The organism is Bradyrhizobium sp. P5_C12, from assembly GCF_054049735.1.
The window spans coordinates 1-24,868 of sequence record NZ_JBFULU010000063.1 but is presented as its reverse complement, the minus strand read 5'-3'; the positions used below and the strand labels follow the sequence as shown (position 1 = coordinate 24,868).

Here is a 24,868-nt window from a genome sequence, read left to right as displayed (position 1 = left end):
CTTGTCTCCATTTACTTGTTTTCGAGCGTGCGGCGCTTGGCCTCGGCGTCGATGGTCTCGGCGAGATCGGGATGCCGCGCCATCAGCACGCGGAAGTCGACGAGGTCGAGCACCAGCAGCCGCGACACCTTTGTGGTCGAGACGTTGGCGCCGCGCATGTTGTTGCCGAGCAGCGCCATCTCGCCGAAGAAGGCGCCGTCGCCGAGCCGCACCTTCTTGCCGGGCAGGTCGACCTCGACCTCGCCGGCGGCGATGAAATACATGCAGTCGCCCTGCGCGCCCTTGCGGATGATCATGGTGCGCGCCGGCAGCTCCATGGTCCGCAGCATGTGGGTGACGTCGGCGATCGCCGCCGGTCCGAGCGCCGCGAAGAACGGCACCTTGCTGACGGATTCCCAGGTCTTGAGAAAATTGTCGCGCCGGGTCTCGGCGGCAAAGCCGGTCGCAAGAATACCGGTCCACAGGCCGAACACGCCGAGGCCGGAGATCATCACCAGCGCCGCCACCATGCGTCCGAGCGGCGTGACCGGCACCACGTCGCCATAGCCGGTCGTCGTCAAGGTCACCACCGCCCACCACAGCGCGGCCGGCACGCTGCCGAAGGTCTGCGGCTGTACGTCCCGCTCCAGGAAATATTCGGCGACCGAGGCGAGGAAGACCACCATCAGGAAGATCACGAGCACGCTGAGCAGCGGGCCGGATTCCAGCACCAGCACGCGGCGCAGCTGCCGCAGGCCGGGAATGCCCGGCACCACTTTCAGGACCCAGAGCACGCTGAGCAGCCAGGCCGTCCGGAGCTCGACGCCGAGAATCAGCGCGACCGGCACGGCCAGCGCTCCGATCGCATCGACGATGCCGGCGGAGGAGGACATGTAGAGCGCAAGGCGCTCGGTTCGCCTCATGTGGCGCAGCCGGACCAGCCATTCGAACACGAAATAGACCAGGCAGACCCAGAGCAGGGCGTCGACCCAGCGGTGCGCCGCCTCATAGGCCGGGTTGACCGTCAAGAGCACCATGGTCACGACGCCGACGGTCACGGCCACATAGGCCGCCTTGGTCATGTTGCGGCCGGCCGTGGCGGCCACGAACTGTGCCAGCGCTGGAATCAGTGGCTTCGACATGCGGGAAGGCGGCCCGGTCTCGGGATGGATTGCTGAGGCCCCGGCTGGGACTTCGGCGCCAAAGTGCCCGCCCGGGCGGAGGCCGTCAACGACGGCAGGCCGCTTTATCGGCCCCCCGGAATCCGCACATCCAATGGGCTAAATCACAGACAAGCCGTCCGTTCTTCCCCATATAGGGGGATGCGCGGCCGTGATGTTGGGCGTTCTCGCCCCGGCGAGCCCGTTACGTTCATGTCAAGGTTGGTTGGCCCCATGGATACGTCACATATTGCACAGCACGCAGGAACCGCCGGCGCCCTGTTCGCCTCGGTGTTCGTGGTCGCCACCACCACCATGCGGACGATGATCCCGCTCCGCGTCTTCGGCATTCTCACCAATCTCGTCCTGATCGCGACCGCCATCCCAGCGCACAATTATCTGGTGATCGGCGTGCAGGTCCTGGTGCTCTGCCTCAATGCCTATCGCCTGCACCAGATGCTCCAGCTCGTGCGCGACGTCCGCAAGTCGGTCAACTCCGACCTCTCGATGGACTGGCTGAAGCCGTTCATGACCGAGCACAAATGCAAGGCCGGTGAGGTGCTGTTCTACAAGGACGAGAAAGCCGAGGACATGGCCTATATCGTCAGCGGCCGCTTCCGCCTGGTCGAATCCGGCATCGAGCTGCCGGTCGGCGCCATCGTCGGCGAGCTCGGCATGCTGTCACCGTCGAACACCCGCACGCAGACCCTCGAATGCGTCGAGCCCGGAGTCATCCTTCGCGTCGGCTACAACAAGGTCGAGGAGCTCTACGTGCAGAACCCGGCCTTCGGCTTCTATTTTCTGCGGCTATCGAGCGCGCGCCTGTTCCAGAACCTCAGCACGCTTGAGCAGCGGCTGGCTCAACAGACCGCGGCGATCGCGGCGATGGCAGCGAAGCCTGCTTGAGGCCCCGCATTGCTTGAGGGAATTGATCGCGTGGCGAATGACGACGGCATCCTGGCTTCGCTTCGCTACCTCTTCGAAGATCTCATCGGAGAGGAGGACGACACGCCGCCGTTCCTGCCCGAGGGGCTGCCGGAAGCTGCGGCGCCCGTTGTCAGCGACGGCATTCATCGCCTCACCGAATATCAGGGCACGAGCTATGCCCAGCTCTATGTCGACCGGGTCTGCCGCTTCGTCAGCCGTTTCGGTGACGATGGCCGCACGCTCAGCGAGGTCGCACGATTGATGGCGATGCGGATGGCCTATGAGGATCCGATCCGGATCGCGCAGTTGAAGCTGATGGAGCTTGCCGGCGGCGGGCCGCCATCGGTCGAGGTCATGAAGTTCCGCTTCGACGAGTTGATCGACGCGCTGCCGGCGATTGCCGGCGAGCCGGTGCTCGATGCGCTCGACATGATCGGATGGCGTCACCGGCGGGTCTCGATCCGGTTCTCGAGCGCGAGCTGGATCGGGATCCGGCGTCTCAAGCTGGAGGCGGCGCTGAAGCGCTGGCGGCTGTTCTCGATCCGTTACGCCGAGGAGCGGGCCTGGGTCGAGCGCTGGCTGCACATGATCTCGCGCGCGCTGGCCAAGCAGCCGGCGGCGGTGCCGGCGATCATCGACAGCGCCAACATGATCGCGGGCCACGGCGATCCCTATCGCCACGGTCTGGCCGACTGGCACGCCATCATCGACGGCCTGGCGAAGCCGACCTTCGACGGCGCGCTGCCGTTGAGCGACCTTTCCGGCGCGATGGCCGAGGCGCGCGCCGCGGCCGAGCCCGACCGCCGGCAGGTGGCGCTGAAGCGCGCCATTGCCCGGATCAGGGCGCAAGCGCTGGGGACGGCCGACGTGAAGGCGGGCTGAGCTGCCCTTGACCCTAATCTTCGACCCAAATCTTCCCGACAAGTCTTCCCGAAACAGGCGCCTACCTGAAATGTGGCGGCTCGTCGTAACCGTGGCGGCTGCTGAAAAACAGCAACACCATCAGGCCGACGCCGACAACGATGGAAAACCCCGCTCCCAGCACCAGTGCCACATAGCCTTCCGTCGGGATCGGCTCACCCTCGATCGTCATTGCGGAATAAGCGAAGTAGCCGACCGCCGTCAGCATTCCCACGAGGATGATGATGAGGAGTGTACGCATGCTGCGTTCTCCGGTTGCATCCGGGAGCAAACGGTTGCGGATGGGGAGGGTTCCCGGGTTCCGGCTGGAAATGCCGGCAGGCCCAAGTCTGCAGGTCCAAGTCTACAGGCCAAGTCTGAAGACGGCTTGATAGGTCAGGCACTCTGAGCCGTCTTCACCACCACGACATTGCTGTCGTCATGCTGGGGAGGGGCGGCATCGTGAGCCGCCTTGTCGGCGTCGCCGGCACGGCGCTTCAGGTAGTCGCGGCGCATCCCGATCTCGTCGCGGACGAACTCGTAGCCGAGCTTGAACGTGTCGAGCCCGTCGGTACTGATCGTGCCGTCTCTCAGCCCGATGACGGCGCCGCGCAGAATGCCCTCCAGCTCGTCCTGGAGGCATTCGAGCTGATCCAGCGAATGGGCGTGCTCGATGCGCTCGCCGATATCGAGGATGGCGGTGGAGAGCTCGCTGGCCTTCTCCGGCGCGATCCGGGTGATCTTGGCGTAGATCGCCGCGAAGATCGAGCCGATGACGCTCAGCGCGGCGGCGCCCAGGTACATCAGGTCGCTGTACTTATCCATGAACGACTTGGTGTCGTCGTTGATGTAGTCGGCCGCCCCCTGATGCGCCATCACGAAGGCATCCTTCTCGACGGAGGCCGGCTCGATGTGGGTCGCGAAGCCGTTGTCGAGCCCGAGCGCGGACTTGTTCTCGTAGACGATGCGCGCAAGCTCTCCGGCCGTGGTCACCGACATCTTGGATTGCGTGACCAGCAGCCATTCGAGCCCGATCGTGTCGAGATCATCGTCGGGGATTTCGGGCGATGCGGACAGCGTGCCTGCCGTCAGTGTCTCGGCGGAAATCCCGGGGAATTTGCGCGCCAGCGCCTTGGCCTCGTCGATCGCGTTCAGCGTGAAGCCGCCGCGTTTGGCGACCTGCTCATAGGCCTTGTCGCGCACCGCCCTGGACGCGTGGACGATGGCGATCACCGCACCAAAGCCGCTCGCCGGCGCAAACAGCTTGTCGAGGGTCGCGCCCTGCGGTGCCATCTGGATCTTCGCGGCGTCGGGACCGTCGGGGATGTCGAGGATATTGCGGACGAAGGCAAGCGAGGACTCGTTCTCGGCAACGACGGCGACCTTCTTCTTCTTCAACTCGGCAAGCGACTTGATCTTCTTGTTGCCGGGACCGAGCAGCAGCACGAGATCGTGCTCCAGGATCGCCAGCGTGCGGGCCCGCGGCGGCACCTTGGCATCGGTGCGCAGAATGGCGAGATCGGCCTGGCGGCGGTCGAACTGTGCGAGCGCCTTGGCGCTGTCGGGATTGTTGACGACCTTGATCCGGAAACGCGAGGCGTTGTTCTTCAGCACAGCGGCGAGCTTGGCCGCGAACAAGGCTTCGTCGCTGTTGGGGGCGCCGGCGGCAAAGGTCAGCGTCTCCGAACTGTGCACCAGCGTGCGGCCGGCCCAGACGGTGGCAAGCGACAGCAGCAAGGTCAGCACGACGTACAGCAGGACCTGCTGCTGATTGGTCTTGATCACCTTGGGGCGCCGCGGCGGCGGCTCGGTCAATGAAGTCGGGCCTTCAGTACTCATGGCAGCACTCTGGCCTCAATCAATCCTGTTATGGCGGCGGCGCCGGGTAGCCCGGCCGGCGCGCTGGAAAACTCGTAACCGTCTGAAATAAGAACGATAATCCTCTGGTCGGGATGATAGCGCGCCGGCACCGGAAAGCAAATTTCGAGCCGAAGGTAACGTTACCCGGCCGCCCGCGGCGATTGGTCATCCTATCACCGTTTAGCCACAGTTGGCGATTTTCCCGTTTCCCCCGGCTGCATTCCGCCGCGGGAGATGTCATAAATCAGAGGTCCCGGCGATTTGACCGGTCCAAGAAGAAGTTGCGCCGAACGCTCCAATTTTTCTTGTCACCTCAATGAGGGCGTCAGCGTGTCGTTTCCACCCATGTCATCGGCGGTTCCGGTTGAAGCGCTCATTGGCTGGATGCTGCTGCTCACCTTCAAGCACATCATCGCCGATTTCGTGCTTCAGACCGCCTGGATGGCGCACGGCAAGGACCAGAAGCACGGCTGGGCTCTGCCGCTTCTCGTGCACTGCCTGATTCACCTTGCGGTTGCGCTGCCGCTGATCCTGATCGTCGCGCCGAGATTCTGGTTCGTGGCCCTGATCGATTTCGCGATCCACATCACGGTCGACCGGGCCAAGGGCCTCGTCTCGGCCAATTTCGGCGTCAACCAGGAGCATCCCTGGTTCTGGACCCTGATCGGCGTCGACCAGGCGCTGCACCACCTGACCGGCTTCGGTCTCTCCATCCTCATGGCGGCGAACTGACGGCGCGGTCGGGGCGTAAGGCTTGGCTGATTTCGTAGCCCGGATGGAGCGAAGCGCAATCCGGGGTCGTGCCACGCACTGCGATCCTCCCGGATTACGCTTCGCTCCATCCGGGCTACGTAAAGCCGCCGGGCCTGCATGGTTCGAGACGGCGCTTCGCGCCTCCTCACCGTGAGGGGTTGGAATCTTTCAGCAGAAACAGACCTCATCCTGAGGGCCCGCCGAAGGCGGGCGTCTCGAAGGATGGCCCCAGGGAAAGCCCCCGCCGGGGCCGACTGATTCGCGCCATAGGAGCAAGGACCCCCGGGTGACTACCGCCCCGGGTGGTTAACCTTTCATTAGAGAATTGCGCTGCATCTTCGGCATCGAGGAGAACTGCAATGTTTTCAAGCCGCGACGCATATGAAAGCGATTTCTGCCCGGTTCGCGACGAGCTCCTTGGCGAAATGTATCGTGCCAGCGAGAGTGGCCTGCCGAGGCTGGTTGAGAGTGTTTCCCCTGACGCGCGCGCCAGGCTGGCGCTGTTCTGCTATCGCCGCAGCCACCTGCACTCGCTGGCGGTCGCGATCGCAGCCAGCTGCAACGAGCGTGACCTGATCGAGAACGGCGGCCGCGTCGGCTCGACGCTCTACGCGCTGTCGCGCGAAGGCAAGGTCAAATCGTCGCCGTCGCTGTCGGGTGGCCGCAAGCCGATCACGCTGTCGACCAAGCCGCTCTCGGTGCTTGCGCCGCTCGACGACGAGTTCGACGACGAGGTCGCGGAAGCCGTTCCGGCTTAAAGCGCAAGATCGCGCTTTAGCTCTTTATCGGCGCCTGATCTCCGCGCAAACGCTGCGCGTTTGTCGCGAGCGGAAGACCGCTGCATACTTTTCCGGATCATGCGCTGACGATCACCGGCAGCCCGAATTTCCGCCGCGCCATCGCGCATTCGGCATCGCCCGGCATGCAGGTGCGGCACACCTCCGGCCGCACCGCATAGACGCCGCACGCGGTCGCCTTGCCGATCTCTCCCTGCAACGCCGAACAGCGATCGCCCTCACAGCGCATGCCGGATTGCCGCGCGTTGACGAGCTGTTCCGGGATCGCCGCAAGTTCCTCGTCGCTCTCGATCGAGAAACGCGGCCAGTTCGCCGAATAGCCGCAGCAGGCGCCGCAACTCTGGCAGCAGCTCGATGGGTCGATGGTGGATGTGTCGTCCATCGTCGTCAAATATCCTTCACGTATCTTTGGGCGGACCCCAGACTAGGCTCTGCCGCCATCGCGCGCGCAGCACGTCGCGCCGCTCCGGATATCGTTCGTCGAGATAGGACGCCTCCACCACGCGGTCGGTGCGGAAGCTGCGAAAATCACTGCGCAGCTCGCACCAGGCCGCGAGCAGGCGGACCGCTTCGAGATAGCCGACCGAAATCGGCCAGATCATGCGCTCGCTGGGGCGGCCCTGCTCGTCGCGATAGCGCAGCATGATCTTCTTGCCTTCGTGGATCTGGGTGCGCGTGCGCGCCATGTCGAGGCGGTCCGGCTCCCTGTTCCAGCTCGGCCGCGCGCGGCTCGCGGGCTCCAGCACGAAGGGGCGCAGGCGCTCAGGCACGGTGTCGGCGATCTTGGCCATCAGATCTTCGGCCGCGCGCGCCAGCGCGGTGTCGGCATGGCCCGCGACCCATTGCGCGCCGAGCACCGCCGCCTCGATCTCGTCGGGTGTCAGCATGAGCGGCGGCAGGTCGAATCCCTTCTCCAGGATGTAGCCCATGCCGGCTTCGCCGCGGATCGGCACGCGCTGGCCCATCAGCGTTGCGATGTCGCGATAAATGGTGCGCTTCGAGGTCTCGAGCTCGGCCGCGATCGCGTCCGCCGTCAGCGGTTTGCGCGTGCGCCTCAGCACCTGGATGATCTGAAACAGCCGGTCGGCGCGTCTCATGACAATTCTCTTTCCAAATTCCTGACCGCAGCCCGCTCAAAATCCGGCGCGTGGATGCTGACAGGATGTTGGCAGCAGGGGGGTTCTATACCGGGACAACACATCGACTGAAGAGGATTTGTCCATGATCATTCCGACCCATTTCGGCCCGGCCGGTCCGCTGTGGCACGGCCAGGCTTTCCAAATCTGGGCTTGGCAGGCCAAAGCGTCGCAGCTCTTGGCGTTCGGCCGCCTCGTATCCCCTGATCTCATGGCCGTCGACCTCCGCTTTGCGCTGGTGAGCGTCGTGACGCGCTCGCTGGTCCAGGCCGCGGACGCGCTGGTCCGCCATGTCATGGGCCGCGCCTGGCAGGGAGCCCGTTTCGCAGAAGATATCACGGCTGCTGCCACCATGGTGGCAGCAGCCGGCCGATAGGTTCCCTCAACTCTTTCGCGGTCCAGGAGCACTCAGATGATCACGCTTTATGGCTTTGGCACGGGTTTCGGCCTGCCGGAAATCAGCCCCTTCGTCACCAAGACGGAGGTTCAGCTCAAGATGGCGGGACTGCCCTACCGGAAGGAGCGGGCGATGCCGCCGGCCTCGCCCAAGGGGCAATTGCCCTTCATCGACGATGGCGGCGAGGCGGTGGCCGATTCCACCTTCATCCGGGCCCATATCGAGCGCCGCTACGGCTTCGATTTCGACGCCGGCCTCTCGTTGCAGGAGCGCGCGCAGGCCTGGGCGTTCGAGCGCATGATCGAGCATCACGTCTATTGGGCGGTGGTGGGCGCGCGCTGGGTCGATTCCGTCAACTTCGCCAAGGGGCCCGCGCATTTCTTCGACGGCGCGCCGGAGCACAATCGCGAGAAGCTGCGCGAGGATGCGCAATTCCGCGTCGCCGAGAACTATCTGCTCTCCGGCCTTGGCCGTCACGCGCCCGATGACGACGTCGATCTCGCCCTGCGCTCGCTGTTTGCGCTCTCGGTGCAGCTCGGCGACAAGGCCTATCTGATGGGCAACAAGCCCTGCGGGGTCGATGCCACCGCCTTTGGTATGCTTGCCGGAATGCTGACGCCGTTCTTCGAGTCCAAGCTGCGCGAGCGCGCCGAAGGATTTCCGAACCTCACCGCCTATGTCGACCGGATGATGGACGCGTATTATCCCGAGTTCGCCTGGACCCCGCTGCGGCAGGCGGCTTGAGGCGCGTACCGCTTCCACAGGCTCGGTGCACCTCCCCCGCGTGCGGGGGAGGTCGACACGCTCGCAGAGCGTGGCGGGTGAGGGCTCTCTCCTCTGGGGGATTTCTTCCGCATATCTCGACTCCCTACGCGGAGATGCCCTCACCCCACCCGTCTCCCGCAAGCGGGAGGGGGAGCGCACCAGCGTTGGAGCCGCAGCTCACCCTCAAAGCCAAAAACAAAAGAGCCGGCCCATCGGGCCGGCCCCCGTCGTCGCAAAACTCTCGCCGCGCTCACCTCACCAGCGTGTACTTGCCGTTCTTCACCGTGAGCAGGATGCGGGAGCGCTCGTCGAGGCCGTAGCGGTCCTTTTCGGTGAAGTTGTAGACGCCCTGGCTCGCCGCCAGCTCCTTCTCGGACAGCAGCGCCTGGCGGATGGCTTCGCGGAATTCCGGCGTGCCGGGCTTCGCCGTCTTCAGCGCCGTCGGGATCACGCGCTTCAGGATCTCGAACGCGTCGTAGGAATGGCCGGCGAACTGGCTGCGGCTGTTCGGGCCGTACTTGCCTTCATAGGCCGCGTTGAGCGCGAGGCCCGGCTTCTTGGTCGCGGCCTCGTCCGGCTGATCCTCGGGGTCCATCACCGGGCCCGAGGCCATCAGCACGCCTTCGGCCGCCTTACCTGCGATGCGGATGAAGTCCATGCTGGCCGCGCCATGGGTCTGGTAGATCAGGCCCTGATAGCCGCGCTCGCGCAGCTCGGTCTGCGGCAGTGCTGCCGCGGTGCCGGAGGCGCCGACCAGGATCGCGTCGGGATTGGCGGCGACGAGCTTCAGCACCTGCCCGGTCACCGACGTGTCGGGACGGGCGAAGCGTTCCTCGTCGACGATGGTCATGCCCATCGGCACGGCCTGGGCCTTCAGGTCATTGAACCAGAGGTCGCCATAGGAGTCGGAATAGCCGATATAGCCGATGGTCTTCACGCCCTTGCTCTTCATGTGGTCGTACAGCACCTTGCCCACGATCGGAATCGGCTGCGGCATCGCCACCGACCACTTCATGCGCTCCGGCGTGATCGGGAACGGCGCCAGCCCGAAATGCGGAATGCCGGCTTCGTTGGCGACATTGGAGACCGCGATCGTCGGCGGCGTCAGCGCCGAACCCATGATGATGTCGGCCTTGGATTCCGTGACGAAGCGGCGGGCGTTGGTGGTCGCGGTGGTGGGATCGCCGCCGTCGTCGAGCACGATCACCTTCAGCGGCACGCCGCCGATTTCCTTCGGCACGAATTCGAGCGCGTTGCGCTCGGGGATGCCGAGCGCGGCACCCGGGCCGGTGGTGGTGGTGGTGATGCCGATGGTGACTTCACTGGTCTGGGCCAGCGCGGGCAGCGCCGGCAACGCGAGCGTGGCCGCGGCGATCGCGGCGGTCAGGTAAAAGCGTTTCATCTATTCCTCCCTTTACGTGTTTTCTTTGAAAGCAGAAATCGAACGTGAATTCAGCCCCGTCTTTTGGTGATGCGGCGATTTAGCTCCAGGAACCGGCCAGGATCTAATTCCCTACGAATTTCGCTACCATTTCCGCCGGGAACGGTGCGGATTTCAGCTTGTCGGGGTTAACCGGATCGCGGGCGACCAGGACGCGGGTTTCAAAACCCTCGATCGCCAGCGCCTCGCCCTTGTAGACATTGTGCTTCACCTCGAAGCTCGAGCGCTTGATGCTCTCGATCTTCGTTTCGATGGTGATCCAGTCGCCATAGGTCGAGGGGATGTAGAACTTGGCCCGCGTGTCGACCATGGGGATCCCCACCAGGCCGTACTTGCGGACCAGGTCCTGCTTGGAGAACCCGGCAACCTCGAACAGGGTCGACGTCGAATCGTCGAACATCGCGAAATAGCGCGGGTAATAGACGATGTTGGCGGGGTCGCAATCGCCCCACTGGATCTGTACCTCGCGCCTGTTCACGAACATGTGGTGGCCTTGCTTTCGTTGCGCCTTACTTCGGCGCCATGCGCAGCGAGCCGTCGAGCCGGACCACTTCGCCGTTGAGGTACGAATTCTCGACCATGTGCAGCGCGAGCGCGGCGAATTCGTCGGCATGGCCGAGCCGGCGCGGGAAGGGGATCGCGGCGGCGAGCGAATCCTGGGCTTCCTGCGGCAGGTTGGCGAGCAGCGGCGTCAGGAACAGGCCGGGTGCAATCGTCAGCACGCGGACGCCGAACTGCGCGAGCTCGCGCGCGATCGGCAGCGTCATGCCGACGATGCCGCCCTTGGAGGCCGAATAGGCCGACTGCCCGATCTGGCCGTCATAGGCGGCAACGGAGGCCGTGTTGATGATGACGCCGCGCTCACCGGTCGCCTGCGGCTCGAGCTTGGACATTTCCGTAGCGGCGAGGCGAAGCATGTTGAAGGTGCCGATCAGATTGACCTTGATCACCTTGTCGAAATCGGCGAGCGCCATCGGCCCGTCGCGGCCGACCACGCGCTTGGCGACGCCGATGCCGGCGCAGTTGACCAGCACGCGCGCCGGGCCGTGGGCCTTGGTGGCCGCGGCAATGGCGGCTTCGGCCGAGGCGGCATCGGAGACGTCGCAGGTCACGGCCACGCCCTTGATCTCGGCGGCGACGGTTTCGGCGAGCTTGGCGTTGAGATCGCAGACCGCGACCCTGGCGCCCTGCGCCGCCAGCTTTCGCGCGGTCGCCGCGCCCAGTCCCGATGCGCCACCGGTCACGATGGCTGCCTGATCCCTTAACAACATGGCGTTCTCCTGTGGCGGTGTTTGTTTATCCGACCGATATCACACGGTCCGACGGATTGGCAGCGTAGAGCTCCTCGATCAACGCGTTGCGATGTTCCAGCACCGCGCGCTGGTTGATCGAGCCCTTGTCGGTGACCTCGCCCTTGTCGATCGACAGCGGCGTTTCCATGAGGATCGCGCGCGTGATCCGCGTCGAGGAGCCGGTGGCGGAGCCGAGGAAGGCGGTCAGGCGCTCGCGGAAGGCCTCGCGCACCAGCCGGTCGCGTGCGGTCACGACGAGATCGTCGGCCGGCAGCGTCGGGTTGACCAGGCGGCAGCCGTCGAGATCGAGCACCACGAGCGCGGAGATCTCGTCGCGGTTGATGCCGGCGATGACGACGTCGCGCACCAGCGGTGCGCAGGCCCCGACGAAGCGCGCGCGCAGCGGGCCGACGCTGACCCAGGTCCCGCTCGCGAGCTTGAAATCCTCACCGATGCGGCCGTCGAAATCGAAGCCGGCATTGAAATCATCGGGGTCGGACGGCTTCAGGGCATCGCCGAGCTTGTAGAACCCCTCTTCGTCGAAGGATTTTGCGGTGATCTCGGGTTGACGCCAGTAGCCGGGCATCACGTTCGGTCCCTTGCAGCGCACCTCGAGCTTGCCGTTGTTCGGCACCAGCTTGGCGTCATTGCCCGACACCGGAAGCCCGACATGGCCGGAGCGGCTGGTGCGCGGATTGACCGACATGAAGAACGGCGCGGTCTCGGTCGCCCCTAAGCCGGTGAGCATCGGCACGCGGTAGCCCTTCTCCTTGACCGCGAGCTCGTCGAGGCTGTTCCAGACGAACGGCGAGAGTGCCGCGCCCGAGAAGAACATCGCGTGCAGCCGGTCGAAGAACTTTGCGCGCAGGCCCTGGTCGTCGCGCAAGTAAGGCAGCAGCGACTCGTAGCCCTTGGGCACGTTGAAATAGACCGTCGGTGAAATCTCCTGGAGATTGCGCACGGTCTCCTCGATGCCGCCGGGCATCGGCTTGCCGGCGTCGAGATACATCGAGCCGCCATTGTAGAGCGTCAGCCCGATATTGTGGTTGCCGCCAAAGGTGTGATTCCAGGGCAGCCAGTCGATGATGACGGGCGGCTCGTCCTTGAGGAAGGCGAGCGTCTCGCGCAGCATCACCTGGTTGGCGCAGATCATGCGCTGGGTGTTGATGACGGCCTTGGGATTGCCGGTCGAGCCCGACGTCAGCAGGAATTTTGCGATGGTGTCGGGGCCGATCCTGCCGTGCACCGCGTCGAGATCGCCGCGGATCGGCGTCGCCATGAGGTCGGCCAGCGTGGTGACGTCACGCCCCGGCACGGCGCCGTAGGATGCGGCGATCTCGGTGCCGAGCGAGACGTTGGCGGCGAGCGCATCCGCGAATCTGTCGGCGTCCTCGGCGAAGACGAGGCCCGGTGTCAGCAGCTTCATCAGGTAGGAGAGCTTTCCGTAATCCTTCGACACCAGCGAATAGGCCGGCGACACCGGGCAGAACGGAATGCCGGCATAGAACGCGCCGAAGGCAAGCAGCGCGTGGTCGATCGAATTGCCGGACAGGATCACGACCGGCCGCTCCGCCGACAGGCCGCGCGCAATCAGCGCGGAGGCGATGTGCCGGCTCGCGGTGAGCAGCTCGGCGTAGCTGATCTTGCGCCAGAAGCGGCCGCCTTCGCGTTCCGCCATGAAGACGCGGTCCGGCGTGGTGTTCGCCCAGTGATGCAGGCGGTCGGTGATGCGGGCGGGATAGTCGCCGAGCGGCTGCTTCGGCCTGAGGTAAATCGTGCCGTCATCGCGGCGCTCGATGTCGATTGCGGGATCGCCGAACGAGATCGGCCGCAGCGGAGAAGTGCTCGCGCCGCGCTCCATGCTGGAAGAGGACGGCTGCGCGCTCATGACTTCGGCTTTACCTTGGCGGTCTTGTGCTCGAGGAACTCGCGGATCCGGCGCTTTGCTTCCTTGTCGCTCTGCGCCACCGTCGCCATCAGCGATTCCATCAACAGGCCGGTCTGCGGATTGGCCTCCGCGATCATCGGCAGCGCCTGGAGCACGGCGAAATTGGTCAGCGGCGCGTTGGAGGCGACCTTGGTCGCAAGCTCCAGCGCCTTGCCGAGCCCGTTGCCGGCCTCCGTCACATATTGGGTAAAGCCGTAGGACGCGCCCTCGGTCGCGGTATAGACGCGTCCCGTCAGCATCATGTCCATCATCCGCGCCACGCCGATCAGCCGCGGCAGCCGCACCGAGCCGCCGCCGCCGACGAAGATGCCGCGCTGGCCTTCCGGCAGCGCAAAGTAGGTCGAGGGCTCGGCGACGCGGATATGCGCCGCGCAGGCCAGCTCCAGCCCGCCGCCGATCACGGCGCCCTTCAGCGCCGCAATGACCGGCACGCGGCTGTACTGGATGCGGTCGAACACCCGGTGCCACATCTGCGAATGCAGCAGCCCGCCGGTGGCGTCATGATCCTGGAGTTCGGACAGGTCGAGGCCGGAGGAGAAATGATCGCCGATGCCGTGGATGACGACCGCGCCGATATCCTCGGGCAGGGACGCAAAGCACTCGCCGATTTCCAGGATGATGCCGTCGTTCAGCGCGTTGCGCTTGGCCGGCCGGTTCAGACCCACGGTCAGGACCCGGTCCGCCCGCTCGATCCTCAACAGCCCGGAGGCACCCGCGTCAGCGGTCTCGGCGTTTCCCTGTGTCATTTGCGTCCTTGTCAGAATAGTTATGTTGTATAACGAATTTGCGAGGAGTCAAGGTGGGGAGCCCTCCCAGGCGGCGGGGCAGCTACGCTCGCCTCGGCTCCCCCAGGAACGGGTAACCGCCGGTGTCATCAGCCCATCGCCACCTGGTCGCCCTTGGTCCCGTGCTCGCGTTGGTCGAGCCACATCGTGCCGAGCGCAAACGCCAGCCACCCGAAATTGTAGGCAAAGCCCACGATCAGAACGGCCCAGCCGGGAATCGGTCCGACGGCGGCGCGATCGATAAGTTCCGTCAAGGTCACTGCAGGCGTCGGATGGATGGCAATCTTGCCGTAATAGGCGGTCGCCTGGATGGCGAGGATCCAGACGTAGTTGCGACGCAACCGCCGTCCGGCAGCGCGGACAAATGAAATGTGATGGCGGGGCGCAGTGTAGTCGCGCGCGAGAACAGCCTTCCAGCTATCATCGTGCGTTTCACCGGTGAAGATTGGCGCATAGAAATTCCTCTCTAGCCAACGAGCCCGGGCACGCCAGACATTGAAATAGCGATAACGCCGCGCCTCCATACCAAGGAACACGGCAAGGAGCAGTCCGACGAGTACGAGTGGCAGAGGCGAAGCCTCCGGGCTCGAGAATGTCGTCGACAGCGCGATGCCCATGGTGACGATCGCCCAATTGGTCGTGTTGTCGAGCCGCGTTCGCCAGATCGTCGATCGATAGACCTCGCCGCGGTAGAGATGAGCGATGGCGCCCATTTCGGCGGAGTCGAAGCTGTGTCGGGGGACTGGTTCGCTGGAAGCCATAAGAGACATGGTGGGACTCCCGTGGTCTGCACAACTTGGCGCAGATTACATTCTGAACCAGGTCCGCCCCAGGTCAAAGACCGATTCCTCACATCACCTGATGCACGTCGATCACCACGCGGTCCGCGTGTCGCGCGGCTGAAGCGACAAAAATGTGCTGCATCAGCCATCGATACTTCTCGTGTCCGGTCTCGAACCGCGGCACGGTGCGGAAATAGATCAGCTTGGGATCGACCGGCTCGCCGCGCTTGAGCTTCTGCAACAGCTCCACCGGGCCGAAGCGCATGCCCTTGTTCTCGATATAGACGGTGGCGCCGTCGTCGGTCTCGAAGGCGTATCTGGCTTCGAGATCGATCAGCTCGTTGGGGCGGATGGTCTGGAAATCGGCCCCGAACGGCAGCACCTTGCCGCTGATCGTGCCGGTGACCTCGCCGCCGATGATCGGAATGATGCGGCGGACCCCGATGCCGGTCTCGCCGGCGGTGATGACGTCGCCGATGCGCACGGTGAGGGTGAAGACGTATTTGGTTTCGAGCGTCGGCGTGTCCATCGCTTCGCCTCTCAATGCGCCATCATCCGCGTCGGCAGCCACGTCGCCAGCAGCGGAAATGCGATCAGGATCACCAGCCGCACCAGGTCGGTCGCCACGAACGGGATCACGCCCTTGAAGATGGTGGAGAAGGAGACGTCCTTCACCACGCTCTTGATGACGAAGACGTTCATGCCGACCGGCGGGTGGATCAGGCCGAGCTCCACGGTCATGACGATGATGACGCCGAACCAGATCGGGTCGAAACCGAGATGCATGATGACGGGGAAGATGATCGGCACGGTGAGGATGATCATCGCCATGGCGTCCATCAGGCAGCCGAGCACGAGATACATCACCATGATCAGCGCCAGCACGCCGTAGGCGCCGAGGCCGAGGCCGGTCAGGAATTCGGTCACCTTCTGCGGCGTCTGCGTCACCGTGAGGAAGTAGCCGAAGATCAAGGCGCCGATCAGCACGGTGAACACCGCGGCCGCGGTGCGCGTCGCCTGGAGCAGCGAGGCCAGGATCTTTTCGCGGTCGAGCCGTCCGGTGGCCACGCCGATGATGAAGGCGCCGGCGGCGCCGACGCCGCCGGCTTCCGTCGGCGTGAAGCGCGGCAGGAACGGCAGGCCGTAGAGGCCGCCGATGACGAACACGAACAGCAGCACCGGCGCCCAGATCTCCTTCAACCCGGCAAAGCGCTCGCGCCACGGCGTCACCTTGCCCTTGGGCAGGAAGTCGGGCCGGAAATACCCGATCAGGAAGATGGTGATCATGTACATGGTCATCGCCAGCAGGCCCGGGATGATGCCGGCGATGAACAGCTTTCCGATGTCCTGCTCGGTGATGATGCCGTAGACCGCGAGCACGGTGGAGGGCGGCAGCATCGCACCCAGCGTGCCGCCGGCCGCGATCACGCCGGTGGCAAAGGACTGCGGATAGCCGAACCGGCGCATCTCCGGGTAGGCGACCGCGGAGAAGGTCGCGGCGGTCGCGACCGAGGAGCCGCAGATCGCGGCAAAGCCGCCGCAGGCGCCGACGGTGGCGATGCCGAGCCCGCCACGCAAATGCCCGACAAAGCCGTTGGCGGCGCGGAACAGCTCGCGGCTCATGCCGGAATGGCTGACGAAGGAGCCCATCAGCAGGAACATCGGGATGACGCCGAAGGTGTAGTCGGTGACCGTCCGCATCGAGGTCTGGCCGACCAGTTTCAGCGCCGCCGTTCCGCTGACAAGGTAAGAGAAGCCGCAGACGCCGACCAGGCCCATGGCCATGCCGACGGGCACGCGCAGCAGCATCAGGGCGAACAGGGAAACGAAGCCGAGAACGGCGACAGCATCGGTGCTCATGATTACTCCGTCGCCTTCAGCTTGGGGTCGTGCATTTCTTCGGGATGGAAGATCAGCCGGTAGGTGCGGATCGCGATCAGCAGCACCGCGGAGATATCGCCGATCCAGGCGACCGCGAAGAACGGCCAGGTCGGCATGTGCATGTCGAAGGTCTGGACGTTGTCGTTGTAGGTGCCGCGCACCTTGTCGAACAGGGTCCAGGTCTGCACGCTGACGACGAACAGCAGCACCAGTGTCGCGAACACGTCGATCCAGCGCTGGTAGCGCGGCCCGACATTGGCCCACACCAGATCGACCGTGATGTGGGTGCCGCGATAGGAGGTCGCGGCGATGCCCCAGAAAATGAGGATGCCGAGCAGCATGCGGCCGATGTCGAAGCTGTCGGGAATCGAATAGTTCAGCGTGTTGCGCAGCAGCACCGACAGGAAGATGTCGAGCGCGACGATGCCGACGAAGCCGGCCGCGATCCATTCGATCGAGTCGATGACGCGATCCATCCAGGCGCGCTTCATGGGTGTTTCCTGTGTGATGTCATTCTCTTGATCCAGATGTCGCCGCACTTCGCCTCTCCCCGCGTGCGGGGAGAGGCCGACACGCGAAGCGTGGCGGGTGAGGGGGACTCTCCGCGAGCCCATCTGCCACTATTTTTGCGGAGGCGGCCCCTCACCCCAACCCTCTCCCCGTAAGAACGGGGAGAGGGGGAAGAAGAGCCTGCCATCGCGTCACTCCGCCAGCGCGTTGTACTTCTTCAGCGACGCCTTCAAATCCGCCAGCGCGGCATCGGGATCGGCGCCGGTCTTCTTGGCGCCGTCAGCCCAGGTCTTGACCAGCGGCTCGGCGGCCTTCTTCCAGGCGGCGGTCTGCTCCGGCGTCAGCTTGTAGACCTCGTGACCCGATTCCGCCTTCACCTTGTCGATGCCGGCGTCCTCGAACTTGCCCCAGTGCTCGCCGACCACGCCCGCCATCTCGATCGAGCAGTTCTTGTCGATCGCGGCCTTTTGCTTGTCGGACATCGCATTGTACTTGTCCTTGTTGATCACGAACACGAACGTGGTGGTGTAGAGCGGCGCCTCCATGTCGTACTTGGTCACCTTGTCGATGCCGAACAGCACCAGCGAGCCCCAGGGGAAGGTGACCGCATCGGCGACGCCGCGCTCGATGATGTCGCGCACTTCGGGCGCGGAGGACTGCACATTGGTGCCGCCGAGCGAGGTGACGAAATTCGCCATGGTGGCGTGGGCCGGGCGGATCTTCATCCCCTTCACGTCTTCCGGCGCCACGACCTTCTTGGTGCGGGAGTGGAACGAGGAGGGCGAGTGGACGAAGGCGAGGCAGTATTTGACGTCCTTCATCTCCTTCTCGGCGTACTTCCGATACCAGGCGTCCAGCCCCATCGAGCCGCCCTTGGCGTCCGAGATCAGGAACGGCAGCTCGCCGGCGCCGACGATCGGGAAACGGCCGGGCTGATAGCCGGGATTGACATAGGTGACGTCGGCGATGCCGTCGCGGGCCATGTCGTAATGGTCGAAGGCCTTGCCGAGCTGCTGGGCTGGAAACACCTTGCCCTTGATGGTGCCGCCGGAATCCTTCTCGACCGCGGCCGCCCAGTCCTCCAGCGACTTCTGCAGCGGATGCGAGGCCGGCACCCAGTGCGAGATCTTCAGGTCGAAGGTCTTGTCCTGCGCGAACGCAGGCGTCACGCCTGCTGCCAGCAGCAACGCCAGACAAATTGTCCTCATCAGTCGTCTCTCCCTGTTGTCAACGGCGGGCTTCGATGGCCCGGTCTCGTTAATTAACATGTTATCTAATTGGCTGGCGCGTTCAAGCCGGAACTGGCGCGGCGTGCCGCCACGTCATCTACGTCAGCCATGTTGCATGGATTTGTCGCTGCTCGGGCGCACTCCCCTTTTGCCCAACCGTTATATGTTATAATTATCGTGCGCGGACGGCCGCGACAAGCGAGCCGCGGTGCACCCTACAGGATCGGGAGGAGCAAGTATTGCGGACAAAAGTCGCAATCATCGGGGCCGGGCCGGCGGGATTGTTGCTTGGGCAACTGCTGCACAATTACGGCATCGACAATTTCATTCTGGAGCGGCAGAGCCCCGACTATGTGCTCGGGCGCATCCGCGCCGGCCTCCTGGAGGAAGGAACCGTCGCGTTGCTCGATCAGGTCGGAGCCGGCGCACGCGCGTATGCGGAAGGCCTGCTGCATGAGGGCATCGAGCTCGCCTTTTCCGGCCGCCGTCATCGCATCGACATGAAGGCCGCGACCGGCAAGACGGTCATGATCTACGGCCAGACCGAGGTCACGCTCGACCTGATGAATGCGCGCAAAGCGGCCGGCCTGACCACGGTCTACGAGGCCAAGGATGTTCAACCGCACGATTTCGACGGCGGTCACCCGCGCGTAACCTGGGTCAAGGACGGCGTCACCCACGAGATCGATTGCGACTTCATCGCCGGCTGCGACGGCTTCCATGGCATCAGCCGCGCGAGCGTCCCGGCGCAGGCCATCGAGGAGTTCGAGCGCGTCTATCCGTTCGGCTGGCTCGGCATCTTGTCGGAGACGCCGCCGGTCAGCCATGAGCTGATCTATTCCAACCACGCCCGCGGCTTTGCACTCTGCACCATGCGCTCGACGAAGCGCAGCCGGCATTACGTGCAGTGCTCGCTCGACGATCACGTCGACCAGTGGCCTGACGATCGCTTCTGGGACGAATTGAAGCGCCGGCTCGACCAGGAGGCGGCCGACAGCCTGATCACGGGCCCCTCGATCGAGAAAAGCATCGCGCCGCTGCGCAGCTTCGTCGCCGAACCGATGCGCTTCGGCAAGATGTTCCTGTGCGGCGACGCCGCCCATATCGTGCCGCCGACCGGCGCCAAGGGATTGAACCTGGCGGCCAGCGACGCGCATTATCTCGCGAGCGCCTTGCGCGAATTCTACGACGAGAAGTCGAACGCCGGGATCGAGGCCTATTCCGCCAAGGCGCTCGCACGGGTCTGGAAGGCCGTGCGCTTCTCCTGGTGGATGACCTCGATGCTGCACAAATTCCCCGACACCGGCACCATCGGCGCGCGCATCCAGCTCGCCGAGCTCGACTACGTCACGCACTCGCAGGCCGCGATGACGTCGCTGTCGGAGAATTATGTGGGGCTGCCGTTTTAGGACGGTGCCATTGGTGCCGTAGGGTGGGCAAAGCGTAGCGTGCCCACCACTTTCTCAATGGTGGAGAGATGGTGGGCACGGCGCGATGCGCCTTTGCCCACCCTACGGGGGCGTACGCTGCCTCCACGTCGTCATTGCGAGCGAAGCGAAGCAATCCAGAGACTCTCCGCGGAAAGATTCTGGATTGCTTCGTCGCTTCGCTCCTCGCAATGACGGGAGTGCTCATTTCAAACACCCGCGCAAATTCCGTTTAAAACTTTGTAGGCGGTGAAACCGTCATCCACATCGCGTTCAATGGCGGCAACCCCACCAGCGACGCGAGAAACCCATGACCTCTACCGACATCCCCGCCGGCTTCGAACCGCTCTTCCGCAAGAGCCCTCTCACCGAACCCTGGGAGCCGCTTTACTCAAGGAACACCGACAAGGCCGTCATCATCGGCCTGCGGTTGGCAAGGCCGCACACCAACGGCCGCGGGCTGATCCATGGCGGCCTCATCACAGCGCTCGCCGACAATGCCATGGGCTACAGCTGCGCGCTTGTCACGAACTGGACCACGTCCTTCGTGACGGTCTCGCTCTCGGTCGATTTCGTCGGCTCCGCCGAGATCGGCCAGTGGTGTTCGATCGAGAGCGACGTGATCAAGACCGGCAAGACGATCTGTTTCGCGCAGTGCCTGATCAAGGCCGATGGCGTTGTGATCGCGCGGGCGAGCGGGACGTTCCGCGTGGTGCCGAAGAAGGGGTAGCCTCTCGTGCCCCGGACGCAGCGCAGCGCGCCGCGTTTGCGGCGTGGTGCGCTGCAGAGCCGGGGCCCTCCCACGCAAACGGAGACCAGCCGCCTTCTGGGTCCCGGCTCTGCGCCGCTCCGCGGCGCGTCCGCGACAGGGGTCTCACCCAAACCGCCACTCCGTCGTCTCCACCACGAGATCGATGAATGCCCGCACCTTGGCCGAGAGCAGGCGCGAGGTCGGGTAGACGATGTGGATCGGCAGCGCCGGCTGCTCGTAGTTCGCCAGCACGATCTTCAGCCGCCCGCGCCGCAAGCCCTCGGCGGCCTGATAAGCCAGCACCCGCGTCACGCCACCGCCGGCCTCGGCATATTGCAGCGCCGCGTCGGCGCTGTTGCTGATGAAGCGGGGCGTGGGCGTCACCTCGATGTCGCGGCCCTCGCGCAGGAAGCGCCATGCGGACCAGGGGCCGAACTGGATGGTCTGATGCTCGGGCAATGCCTCCGGCGTCTTCGGCTCGCCATGGCGCTTCAGATAGCCGGGCGCAGCCACCACGATCCGCCGCATCTCGCCGACCTGGCGCGCCACCAGCGAGGAATCGGCGAGATGGCCGATCCGCACCGCGGCATCGACAGCGTCTTCCACCAAATTGACGATGTGGTCCGACAGCCGCAATTCGCAGGCGACCTCGGGATAGCGCTTGAGATAGGCGGTCATGATCGGCCCGACATGGAGCCGGCCGAAGCCGACCGGCGCCGACACCACCAATCGCCCGCTCGGCCGGTTGCGCTCCTCCCGCGCGGCGCCGTCGGCCTCCTCGACATCGGCGAGGATCCGCCTGGCGCGTTCGAGATAGCGCGTGCCGACATCGGTCAGGGTGACCTGCCGGGTGGTCCGCTGCAACAGCCGCGCGCCGAGATGCTCCTCCAGCGCGGCGATCATCCGCGTCACCGCCGAAGGCGACAGCCGCAGCCTGCGTGCCGCCGGCGCAAAGCCGCGCAGATCGGCCACGGTGACGAAGACGTGCATGGCGTCGAGGCGGTCCATGGCATTATTGCATATATTGCAATGATGAAGTGTCAAGCGGGCTGATTGTTTTAGCCGCCGGAAGGTCCATTTTAGACCCCGAAAGACGCAGAGATGCGCCGGAATTCAGGAGATGCTCCGATGACCGCAACTCACACCTACGCCAGCGACGTGGCCTTCACGCCGGCGGTGAAGGAAATCCAGACCCGAAAGGGATCGCGCGAAGGCTATGCCCATGCCGAGCAGCGCGGCTGGCGCACCGAGGTCGATGAGAACCTCGCGGCGTTCCTGGCCGATGCCGACAGCTTTTATTTCGCCACCGCCTCGGCCGATGGCCAGCCCTACATCCAGCACCGCGGCGGCCCGAAGGGGTTTTTGAAGGTGCTTGATAAGCAGACGCTGGCTTTCACGGACTACGCCGGCAACCGGCAATACATCACGCAGGGCAACCTGTCGGAGAATCCCAAGGCCTACATCTTCGTCATGGATTACGCCCATCGCCGCCGGGTGAAGCTCTGGGGCGAGGCGCGCGTGGTCGAGGACGACGACGCGCTGACGCAGTCGCTGATGCCGAAAGGCTATCGGGCGCGGCCGGAGCAGGTGATCGTCTTCAAGATCGCAGCCTGGGACACCAATTGCCCGCAGCACATTCCGCAGAAATTCGACGCCGCGGATGTCGCGGCGGCGCTGGCGGCGAGGGATGCAAGGATCGCGGAGCTGGAGGCGGAGGTGGCGGCGTTGAAGGGTGAGAAGGTGGCAAGCTAGGCGACGGTCTTCGCCTCTCCCCGCTTGCGGGGAGAGGCCGGAATTCGCGCGTAGCGCGGATTCCGGGTGAGGGGGACTCTCCGCGAATCGATCTGGTCGATATGGCACTTGCTCCGTCCACACCGTCATTGCGAGCGCAGCTCGTCGCGGCCCCGTAAGAACGGGGAGAGGGAGAGGAGAGACCTACAACACGCTCGCGCCCTCGTGCTGGAAGCCGAGATAGCTCGCTGCCACCCGCTCGTTCGCCGCGACGTCGCTGGCCTTGCCGCTCAGCACGAACTCGCCGAGCTCCATCACGTAAGCCCGGTCCGCGATCTTCAGCGCGGCCTGCGCGTTTTGTTCCACGAGCAGCACCGAGACGCCGCTGGCGCGCAGCTCGGTGACGATGCGAAAAATGTCGGCGACGATGATCGGCGCCAGTCCCAGGCTCGGTTCGTCCAGCATCAAGAGCTTCGGCGCGCCCATCAGCGCGCGGCCCATCGCCAGCATCTGCTGCTCGCCGCCGGAGAGCGTGCCGGCGAGCTGCTTGCGCCGCTCCTTCAGCCGCGGGAACAGGGTGTAGACCCGCTCCATCGAGGCCTTCGCCTTGCTCTTCTCGATGCGGAAGGCCCCGAGCTCGAGATTGTCCTCGACATTCATGGTCACGAACAATTCGCGGTGCTCCGGCACGAGGCCGAGCCCCATCGCGACGCGGTCCTCGATGTCGAGCCGGGCGAGGTCGTGGCCTGCAAAGGCGACACGGCCCTTCAGCGGCAAAATGCCCATGATGGCGGACAGCAGCGTGGTCTTGCCGGCGCCGTTGGCGCCGACGATGGTGACGATCTGGTTCTGGCCGACTTCGAGCGAGACCGAGCGCACGGCTTCGACCTTGCCATAGGCGACATGCGCGTCGGTGACGGACAACAGCGCGCTCATGCCGCCACTCCGAGATAGGCCTTGATCACTTCGGGATTGGTCTTGATCGTGGCCGGCGTGCCCTCCGCGATCTTGGTGCCGAAATCGAGCACCACGATGCGGTCGGCGAGGTTCATCACAAAGCCCATGTCGTGCTCGACCAGCAGCACGCTCATGCCGCCGTCGCGCAGCTCGCGCAACAGCGTCGCGAGCCGCTGCTTTTCCATGTGGCGCAGGCCCGCGGCCGGCTCGTCGAGCAGCAGCAGCATCGGATCGACGCACAGCGCGCGCGCGATCTCGACGATGCGCTGCTGGCCCAGCGACAGCGAGCCCGCGAGCTGGTGCATCTGGTCGGCCAGGCCCACCCGCTCGATCTGGCGGGCGGCTTCGGCGAGCAGTTTTGCCTCATCGGCGCGGTCGAGCCGCAGCATCGAGGAGAGCGGACCGGAATGACCGCGCAGATGCGCGCCGATCGCGACGTTCTCCAGCACAGTCATGTCGGGCACCAGCTTCACATGCTGGAAGGTGCGGGAGATGCCGAGCTTGACGATCTCCTGCGGCGGCGCGTTGTCGACCTTCTTGCCGAGCACCGAGATCGAGCCCGAGGTGGCCGACAGCACGCCGGTGATCAGGTTGAACGTCGTGCTCTTGCCGGCGCCGTTCGGCCCGATCAGCGCGACGATCTCGCGAGCCTGGACGTCGAAGGAGACGTTGTTGACGGCAATGACGCCGCCGAACTGCTTTCGCGCCTTGTCGACCTGGAGCAGGACGCTCGCCGGGCCGGCCGCGCGGGTGCGCGCCTCGAGCTTCAGCGAGGTGTCCGGCTTCCGGCCACGGGTGCGCTCGGGCAGGAACGACATCAGCAACGGCCAGACGCCGCCGGGTGCGAGCTGGAGCAGCGCCACCAGCATGATGCCGAACACGATGGTCTCGACCTGGCCGGAGCCCGGCAGGATCAGCGGCAGATAGCTTTGCAGCACCTCTTTCAGGACCACGACGATCGCCGCGCCGAGCACGCCGCCCCAGACATAGCCGGCGCCGCCGACCACCGCGATGAAGAGATATTCGATGCCGGCCTGGGCGCCGAACGGCGTCGGGTTTACCGCGCGCTGGAGGTGGGCGTAGAGCCAGCCGGAGAGGCCGGCGAGCACCGCGGCATGGATGAACACCAAGAGCTTTGCCCGCGGCGTGTGCACGCCGAACGCCTCGGCCGCGACATGGCCGCGCCGCAGCGCGCGGATGGCGCGGCCGGTGCGGGAGTCCAGCAGGTTCATGGTGAGCAGCGCCGAGAGGATCACCGCAACCCAGATCGCGTAATAGATCGAGCCGGGCGAGAGCATCTTGTACGCGCCGATCGACAGCGGCGGGATCGCCGAGATGCCGTCGTTGCGGCCCAAAAACTCGAGCTTGCTGAACAGGTAGAACAGGCCGAGACCCCAGGCCAGCGTACCGAGCGGCAGATAATGGCCGGAGAGGCGGACGGTGACGAGGCCGAGCAGCAC

27 protein-coding genes are annotated in these 24,868 nt (G+C 65.0%); 9 read left to right on the top strand and 18 right to left on the bottom strand.

All coding sequences use genetic code 11. The features are described 5' to 3' along the window. Positions 1 to 11: 11 nt before the first annotated feature. Positions 12 to 1,121, bottom strand: a complete 1,110-nt coding sequence (locus ACXJMY_RS33995; protein WP_456623720.1) for a cyclic nucleotide-gated ion channel — start codon at positions 1,119 to 1,121, stop codon at positions 12 to 14. A 252-nt stretch (positions 1,122 to 1,373) separates the two neighbouring features. Between ACXJMY_RS33995 and ACXJMY_RS33990 the strand changes: the two genes are divergently transcribed. Both ACXJMY_RS33990 and ACXJMY_RS33985 read left to right on the top strand, forming a co-directional pair. After that, the gene (locus ACXJMY_RS33990; protein ID WP_456623719.1) at positions 1,374 to 2,045 is read left to right on the top strand and encodes a Crp/Fnr family transcriptional regulator; all 672 of its coding nucleotides are present in this window, start codon (positions 1,374 to 1,376) and stop codon (positions 2,043 to 2,045) included. A gap of 30 nt (positions 2,046 to 2,075) precedes the next feature. Continuing rightward, positions 2,076 to 2,948, top strand: a complete 873-nt coding sequence (locus ACXJMY_RS33985; protein ID WP_456623718.1) for a DUF6537 domain-containing protein — start codon at positions 2,076 to 2,078, stop codon at positions 2,946 to 2,948. Between the two features lie 61 nt (positions 2,949 to 3,009). Here the strand turns inward: ACXJMY_RS33985 and ACXJMY_RS33980 are convergent, their stop codons facing one another. Continuing rightward, complete coding sequence (locus tag ACXJMY_RS33980; RefSeq protein WP_456623717.1) at positions 3,010 to 3,228, bottom strand: hypothetical protein; 219 nt, start codon at positions 3,226 to 3,228, stop codon at positions 3,010 to 3,012. Between the two features lie 134 nt (positions 3,229 to 3,362). After that, positions 3,363 to 4,805, bottom strand: coding sequence for a TAXI family TRAP transporter solute-binding subunit (locus ACXJMY_RS33975; protein ID WP_456623716.1), 1,443 nt, complete (start codon positions 4,803 to 4,805; stop codon positions 3,363 to 3,365). Between the two features lie 405 nt (positions 4,806 to 5,210). Here ACXJMY_RS33975 and ACXJMY_RS33970 point away from each other — a divergent pair, with 405 nt between their 5' ends. Continuing rightward, positions 5,211 to 5,558 carry a DUF3307 domain-containing protein gene (locus ACXJMY_RS33970; RefSeq protein WP_456623735.1) on the top strand — a complete coding sequence of 116 codons (348 nt, stop codon included), beginning with the start codon at positions 5,211 to 5,213 and terminating at the stop codon, positions 5,556 to 5,558. Between the two features lie 380 nt (positions 5,559 to 5,938). Then, the gene (locus ACXJMY_RS33965) at positions 5,939 to 6,337 is read left to right on the top strand and encodes a hypothetical protein (RefSeq protein ID WP_456623715.1); all 399 of its coding nucleotides are present in this window, start codon (positions 5,939 to 5,941) and stop codon (positions 6,335 to 6,337) included. 97 nt (positions 6,338 to 6,434) lie between these two features. Here ACXJMY_RS33965 and ACXJMY_RS33960 read toward each other — a convergent pair whose 3' ends face one another. After that, on the bottom strand, positions 6,435 to 6,758 hold the full coding sequence (locus tag ACXJMY_RS33960; RefSeq protein ID WP_456623714.1) for a YkgJ family cysteine cluster protein: 324 nt from the start codon (positions 6,756 to 6,758) through the stop codon (positions 6,435 to 6,437). Positions 6,759 to 6,774: 16 nt separating this feature from the next. Then, positions 6,775 to 7,473: a helix-turn-helix transcriptional regulator gene (locus tag ACXJMY_RS33955; RefSeq protein WP_456623713.1), complete on the bottom strand. Its 699-nt coding sequence runs from the start codon at positions 7,471 to 7,473 to the stop codon at positions 6,775 to 6,777. Between the two features lie 124 nt (positions 7,474 to 7,597). Between ACXJMY_RS33955 and ACXJMY_RS33950 the strand changes: the two genes are divergently transcribed. Beyond that, positions 7,598 to 7,888: a hypothetical protein gene (locus tag ACXJMY_RS33950; RefSeq protein ID WP_456623712.1), complete on the top strand. Its 291-nt coding sequence runs from the start codon at positions 7,598 to 7,600 to the stop codon at positions 7,886 to 7,888. A 36-nt stretch (positions 7,889 to 7,924) separates the two neighbouring features. Further along, entirely contained in the window at positions 7,925 to 8,653 is a 729-nt protein-coding gene (locus ACXJMY_RS33945; RefSeq protein WP_456623711.1) for a glutathione S-transferase family protein, read from the top strand. Positions 8,654 to 8,924: 271 nt separating this feature from the next. On the opposite strand, the gene ACXJMY_RS33940 is transcribed toward ACXJMY_RS33945, so the two are convergent. From ACXJMY_RS33940 to ACXJMY_RS33895, 10 genes are all read right to left on the bottom strand, one after another. Continuing rightward, a complete protein-coding gene (locus ACXJMY_RS33940; RefSeq protein ID WP_456623710.1) occupies positions 8,925 to 10,076 on the bottom strand; it encodes an ABC transporter substrate-binding protein in 1,152 nt (383 codons plus the stop codon). 103 nt (positions 10,077 to 10,179) lie between these two features. Further along, the gene (locus tag ACXJMY_RS33935; RefSeq protein ID WP_456623709.1) at positions 10,180 to 10,599 is read right to left on the bottom strand and encodes an acyl-CoA thioesterase; all 420 of its coding nucleotides are present in this window, start codon (positions 10,597 to 10,599) and stop codon (positions 10,180 to 10,182) included. Between the two features lie 25 nt (positions 10,600 to 10,624). Continuing rightward, complete coding sequence (locus tag ACXJMY_RS33930) at positions 10,625 to 11,386, bottom strand: SDR family NAD(P)-dependent oxidoreductase (protein ID WP_456623708.1); 762 nt, start codon at positions 11,384 to 11,386, stop codon at positions 10,625 to 10,627. Between the two features lie 25 nt (positions 11,387 to 11,411). After that, a complete protein-coding gene (locus ACXJMY_RS33925; protein ID WP_456623707.1) occupies positions 11,412 to 13,295 on the bottom strand; it encodes a feruloyl-CoA synthase in 1,884 nt (627 codons plus the stop codon). Then, entirely contained in the window at positions 13,292 to 14,101 is an 810-nt protein-coding gene (locus ACXJMY_RS33920) for a crotonase/enoyl-CoA hydratase family protein (protein WP_456623706.1), read from the bottom strand. The genes ACXJMY_RS33925 and ACXJMY_RS33920 overlap by 4 nt, the downstream gene beginning before the upstream one ends. Positions 14,102 to 14,229: 128 nt before the next feature. After that, positions 14,230 to 14,901, bottom strand: a complete 672-nt coding sequence (locus tag ACXJMY_RS33915) for a DUF2270 domain-containing protein (RefSeq protein WP_456623705.1) — start codon at positions 14,899 to 14,901, stop codon at positions 14,230 to 14,232. An 88-nt stretch (positions 14,902 to 14,989) separates the two neighbouring features. After that, positions 14,990 to 15,451 (bottom strand): DUF3237 domain-containing protein, encoded by a 462-nt coding sequence (locus ACXJMY_RS33910; RefSeq protein ID WP_456623704.1) that lies wholly within the window; start codon positions 15,449 to 15,451, stop codon positions 14,990 to 14,992. 11 nt (positions 15,452 to 15,462) lie between these two features. Next, positions 15,463 to 16,782, bottom strand: a complete 1,320-nt coding sequence (locus tag ACXJMY_RS33905) for a TRAP transporter large permease (RefSeq protein WP_456623703.1) — start codon at positions 16,780 to 16,782, stop codon at positions 15,463 to 15,465. Between the two features lie 2 nt (positions 16,783 to 16,784). After that, the gene (locus tag ACXJMY_RS33900; RefSeq protein ID WP_456623702.1) at positions 16,785 to 17,294 is read right to left on the bottom strand and encodes a TRAP transporter small permease; all 510 of its coding nucleotides are present in this window, start codon (positions 17,292 to 17,294) and stop codon (positions 16,785 to 16,787) included. A gap of 210 nt (positions 17,295 to 17,504) precedes the next feature. Next, complete coding sequence (locus ACXJMY_RS33895) at positions 17,505 to 18,521, bottom strand: TRAP transporter substrate-binding protein (RefSeq protein WP_456623701.1); 1,017 nt, start codon at positions 18,519 to 18,521, stop codon at positions 17,505 to 17,507. Between the two features lie 260 nt (positions 18,522 to 18,781). Here ACXJMY_RS33895 and pobA point away from each other — a divergent pair, with 260 nt between their 5' ends. Further along, positions 18,782 to 19,951 (top strand): 4-hydroxybenzoate 3-monooxygenase, encoded by a 1,170-nt coding sequence (gene pobA / locus ACXJMY_RS33890; RefSeq protein ID WP_456623700.1) that lies wholly within the window; start codon positions 18,782 to 18,784, stop codon positions 19,949 to 19,951. Between the two features lie 328 nt (positions 19,952 to 20,279). Continuing rightward, complete coding sequence (locus ACXJMY_RS33885; protein WP_456623699.1) at positions 20,280 to 20,699, top strand: PaaI family thioesterase; 420 nt, start codon at positions 20,280 to 20,282, stop codon at positions 20,697 to 20,699. A gap of 144 nt (positions 20,700 to 20,843) precedes the next feature. Here the strand turns inward: ACXJMY_RS33885 and ACXJMY_RS33880 are convergent, their stop codons facing one another. Further along, positions 20,844 to 21,728 (bottom strand): LysR family transcriptional regulator, encoded by an 885-nt coding sequence (locus ACXJMY_RS33880; RefSeq protein WP_456623698.1) that lies wholly within the window; start codon positions 21,726 to 21,728, stop codon positions 20,844 to 20,846. Positions 21,729 to 21,848: 120 nt separating this feature from the next. On the opposite strand from ACXJMY_RS33880, the gene ACXJMY_RS33875 reads away from it, so the two are divergent. After that, positions 21,849 to 22,472 (top strand): pyridoxamine 5'-phosphate oxidase family protein, encoded by a 624-nt coding sequence (locus ACXJMY_RS33875; RefSeq protein ID WP_456623697.1) that lies wholly within the window; start codon positions 21,849 to 21,851, stop codon positions 22,470 to 22,472. Positions 22,473 to 22,655: 183 nt separating this feature from the next. Here ACXJMY_RS33875 and ACXJMY_RS33870 read toward each other — a convergent pair whose 3' ends face one another. Beyond that, complete coding sequence (locus ACXJMY_RS33870; protein WP_456623696.1) at positions 22,656 to 23,387, bottom strand: ABC transporter ATP-binding protein; 732 nt, start codon at positions 23,385 to 23,387, stop codon at positions 22,656 to 22,658. After that, positions 23,384 to 24,868, bottom strand: a 1,485-nt coding sequence (locus tag ACXJMY_RS33865) for a branched-chain amino acid ABC transporter ATP-binding protein/permease (protein ID WP_456623695.1), incomplete at its 5' end; no start/stop codon positions are given. The genes ACXJMY_RS33865 and ACXJMY_RS33870, both read right to left, overlap by 4 nt.

Bases quoted from the DNA above. Each gene is read 5' to 3' on its own strand.
- ACXJMY_RS33995 (WP_456623720.1), bottom strand. From the start codon at position 1,121: ATGTCGAAGCCACTGATTCCAGCGCTGGCACAGTTCGTGGCCGCCACG.
- ACXJMY_RS33990 (WP_456623719.1), top strand. From the start codon at position 1,374: ATGGATACGTCACATATTGCACAGCACGCAGGAACCGCCGGCGCCCTG.
- ACXJMY_RS33980 (WP_456623717.1), bottom strand. From the start codon at position 3,228: ATGCGTACACTCCTCATCATCATCCTCGTGGGAATGCTGACGGCGGTC.
- ACXJMY_RS33975 (WP_456623716.1), bottom strand. From the start codon at position 4,805: ATGAGTACTGAAGGCCCGACTTCATTGACCGAGCCGCCGCCGCGGCGC.
- ACXJMY_RS33970 (WP_456623735.1), top strand. From the start codon at position 5,211: ATGCTGCTGCTCACCTTCAAGCACATCATCGCCGATTTCGTGCTTCAG.
- ACXJMY_RS33965 (WP_456623715.1), top strand. From the start codon at position 5,939: ATGTTTTCAAGCCGCGACGCATATGAAAGCGATTTCTGCCCGGTTCGC.
- ACXJMY_RS33960 (WP_456623714.1), bottom strand. From the start codon at position 6,758: ATGGACGACACATCCACCATCGACCCATCGAGCTGCTGCCAGAGTTGC.
- ACXJMY_RS33955 (WP_456623713.1), bottom strand. From the start codon at position 7,473: ATGAGACGCGCCGACCGGCTGTTTCAGATCATCCAGGTGCTGAGGCGC.
- ACXJMY_RS33950 (WP_456623712.1), top strand. From the start codon at position 7,598: ATGATCATTCCGACCCATTTCGGCCCGGCCGGTCCGCTGTGGCACGGC.
- ACXJMY_RS33945 (WP_456623711.1), top strand. From the start codon at position 7,925: ATGATCACGCTTTATGGCTTTGGCACGGGTTTCGGCCTGCCGGAAATC.
- ACXJMY_RS33940 (WP_456623710.1), bottom strand. From the start codon at position 10,076: ATGAAACGCTTTTACCTGACCGCCGCGATCGCCGCGGCCACGCTCGCG.
- ACXJMY_RS33935 (WP_456623709.1), bottom strand. From the start codon at position 10,599: ATGTTCGTGAACAGGCGCGAGGTACAGATCCAGTGGGGCGATTGCGAC.
- ACXJMY_RS33930 (WP_456623708.1), bottom strand. From the start codon at position 11,386: ATGTTGTTAAGGGATCAGGCAGCCATCGTGACCGGTGGCGCATCGGGA.
- ACXJMY_RS33925 (WP_456623707.1), bottom strand. From the start codon at position 13,295: ATGAGCGCGCAGCCGTCCTCTTCCAGCATGGAGCGCGGCGCGAGCACT.
- ACXJMY_RS33920 (WP_456623706.1), bottom strand. From the start codon at position 14,101: ATGACACAGGGAAACGCCGAGACCGCTGACGCGGGTGCCTCCGGGCTG.
- ACXJMY_RS33915 (WP_456623705.1), bottom strand. From the start codon at position 14,901: ATGGCTTCCAGCGAACCAGTCCCCCGACACAGCTTCGACTCCGCCGAA.
- ACXJMY_RS33910 (WP_456623704.1), bottom strand. From the start codon at position 15,451: ATGGACACGCCGACGCTCGAAACCAAATACGTCTTCACCCTCACCGTG.
- ACXJMY_RS33905 (WP_456623703.1), bottom strand. From the start codon at position 16,782: ATGAGCACCGATGCTGTCGCCGTTCTCGGCTTCGTTTCCCTGTTCGCC.
- ACXJMY_RS33900 (WP_456623702.1), bottom strand. From the start codon at position 17,294: ATGAAGCGCGCCTGGATGGATCGCGTCATCGACTCGATCGAATGGATC.
- ACXJMY_RS33895 (WP_456623701.1), bottom strand. From the start codon at position 18,521: ATGAGGACAATTTGTCTGGCGTTGCTGCTGGCAGCAGGCGTGACGCCT.
- ACXJMY_RS33885 (WP_456623699.1), top strand. From the start codon at position 20,280: ATGACCTCTACCGACATCCCCGCCGGCTTCGAACCGCTCTTCCGCAAG.
- ACXJMY_RS33880 (WP_456623698.1), bottom strand. From the start codon at position 21,728: ATGGACCGCCTCGACGCCATGCACGTCTTCGTCACCGTGGCCGATCTG.
- ACXJMY_RS33875 (WP_456623697.1), top strand. From the start codon at position 21,849: ATGACCGCAACTCACACCTACGCCAGCGACGTGGCCTTCACGCCGGCG.
- ACXJMY_RS33870 (WP_456623696.1), bottom strand. From the start codon at position 23,387: ATGAGCGCGCTGTTGTCCGTCACCGACGCGCATGTCGCCTATGGCAAG.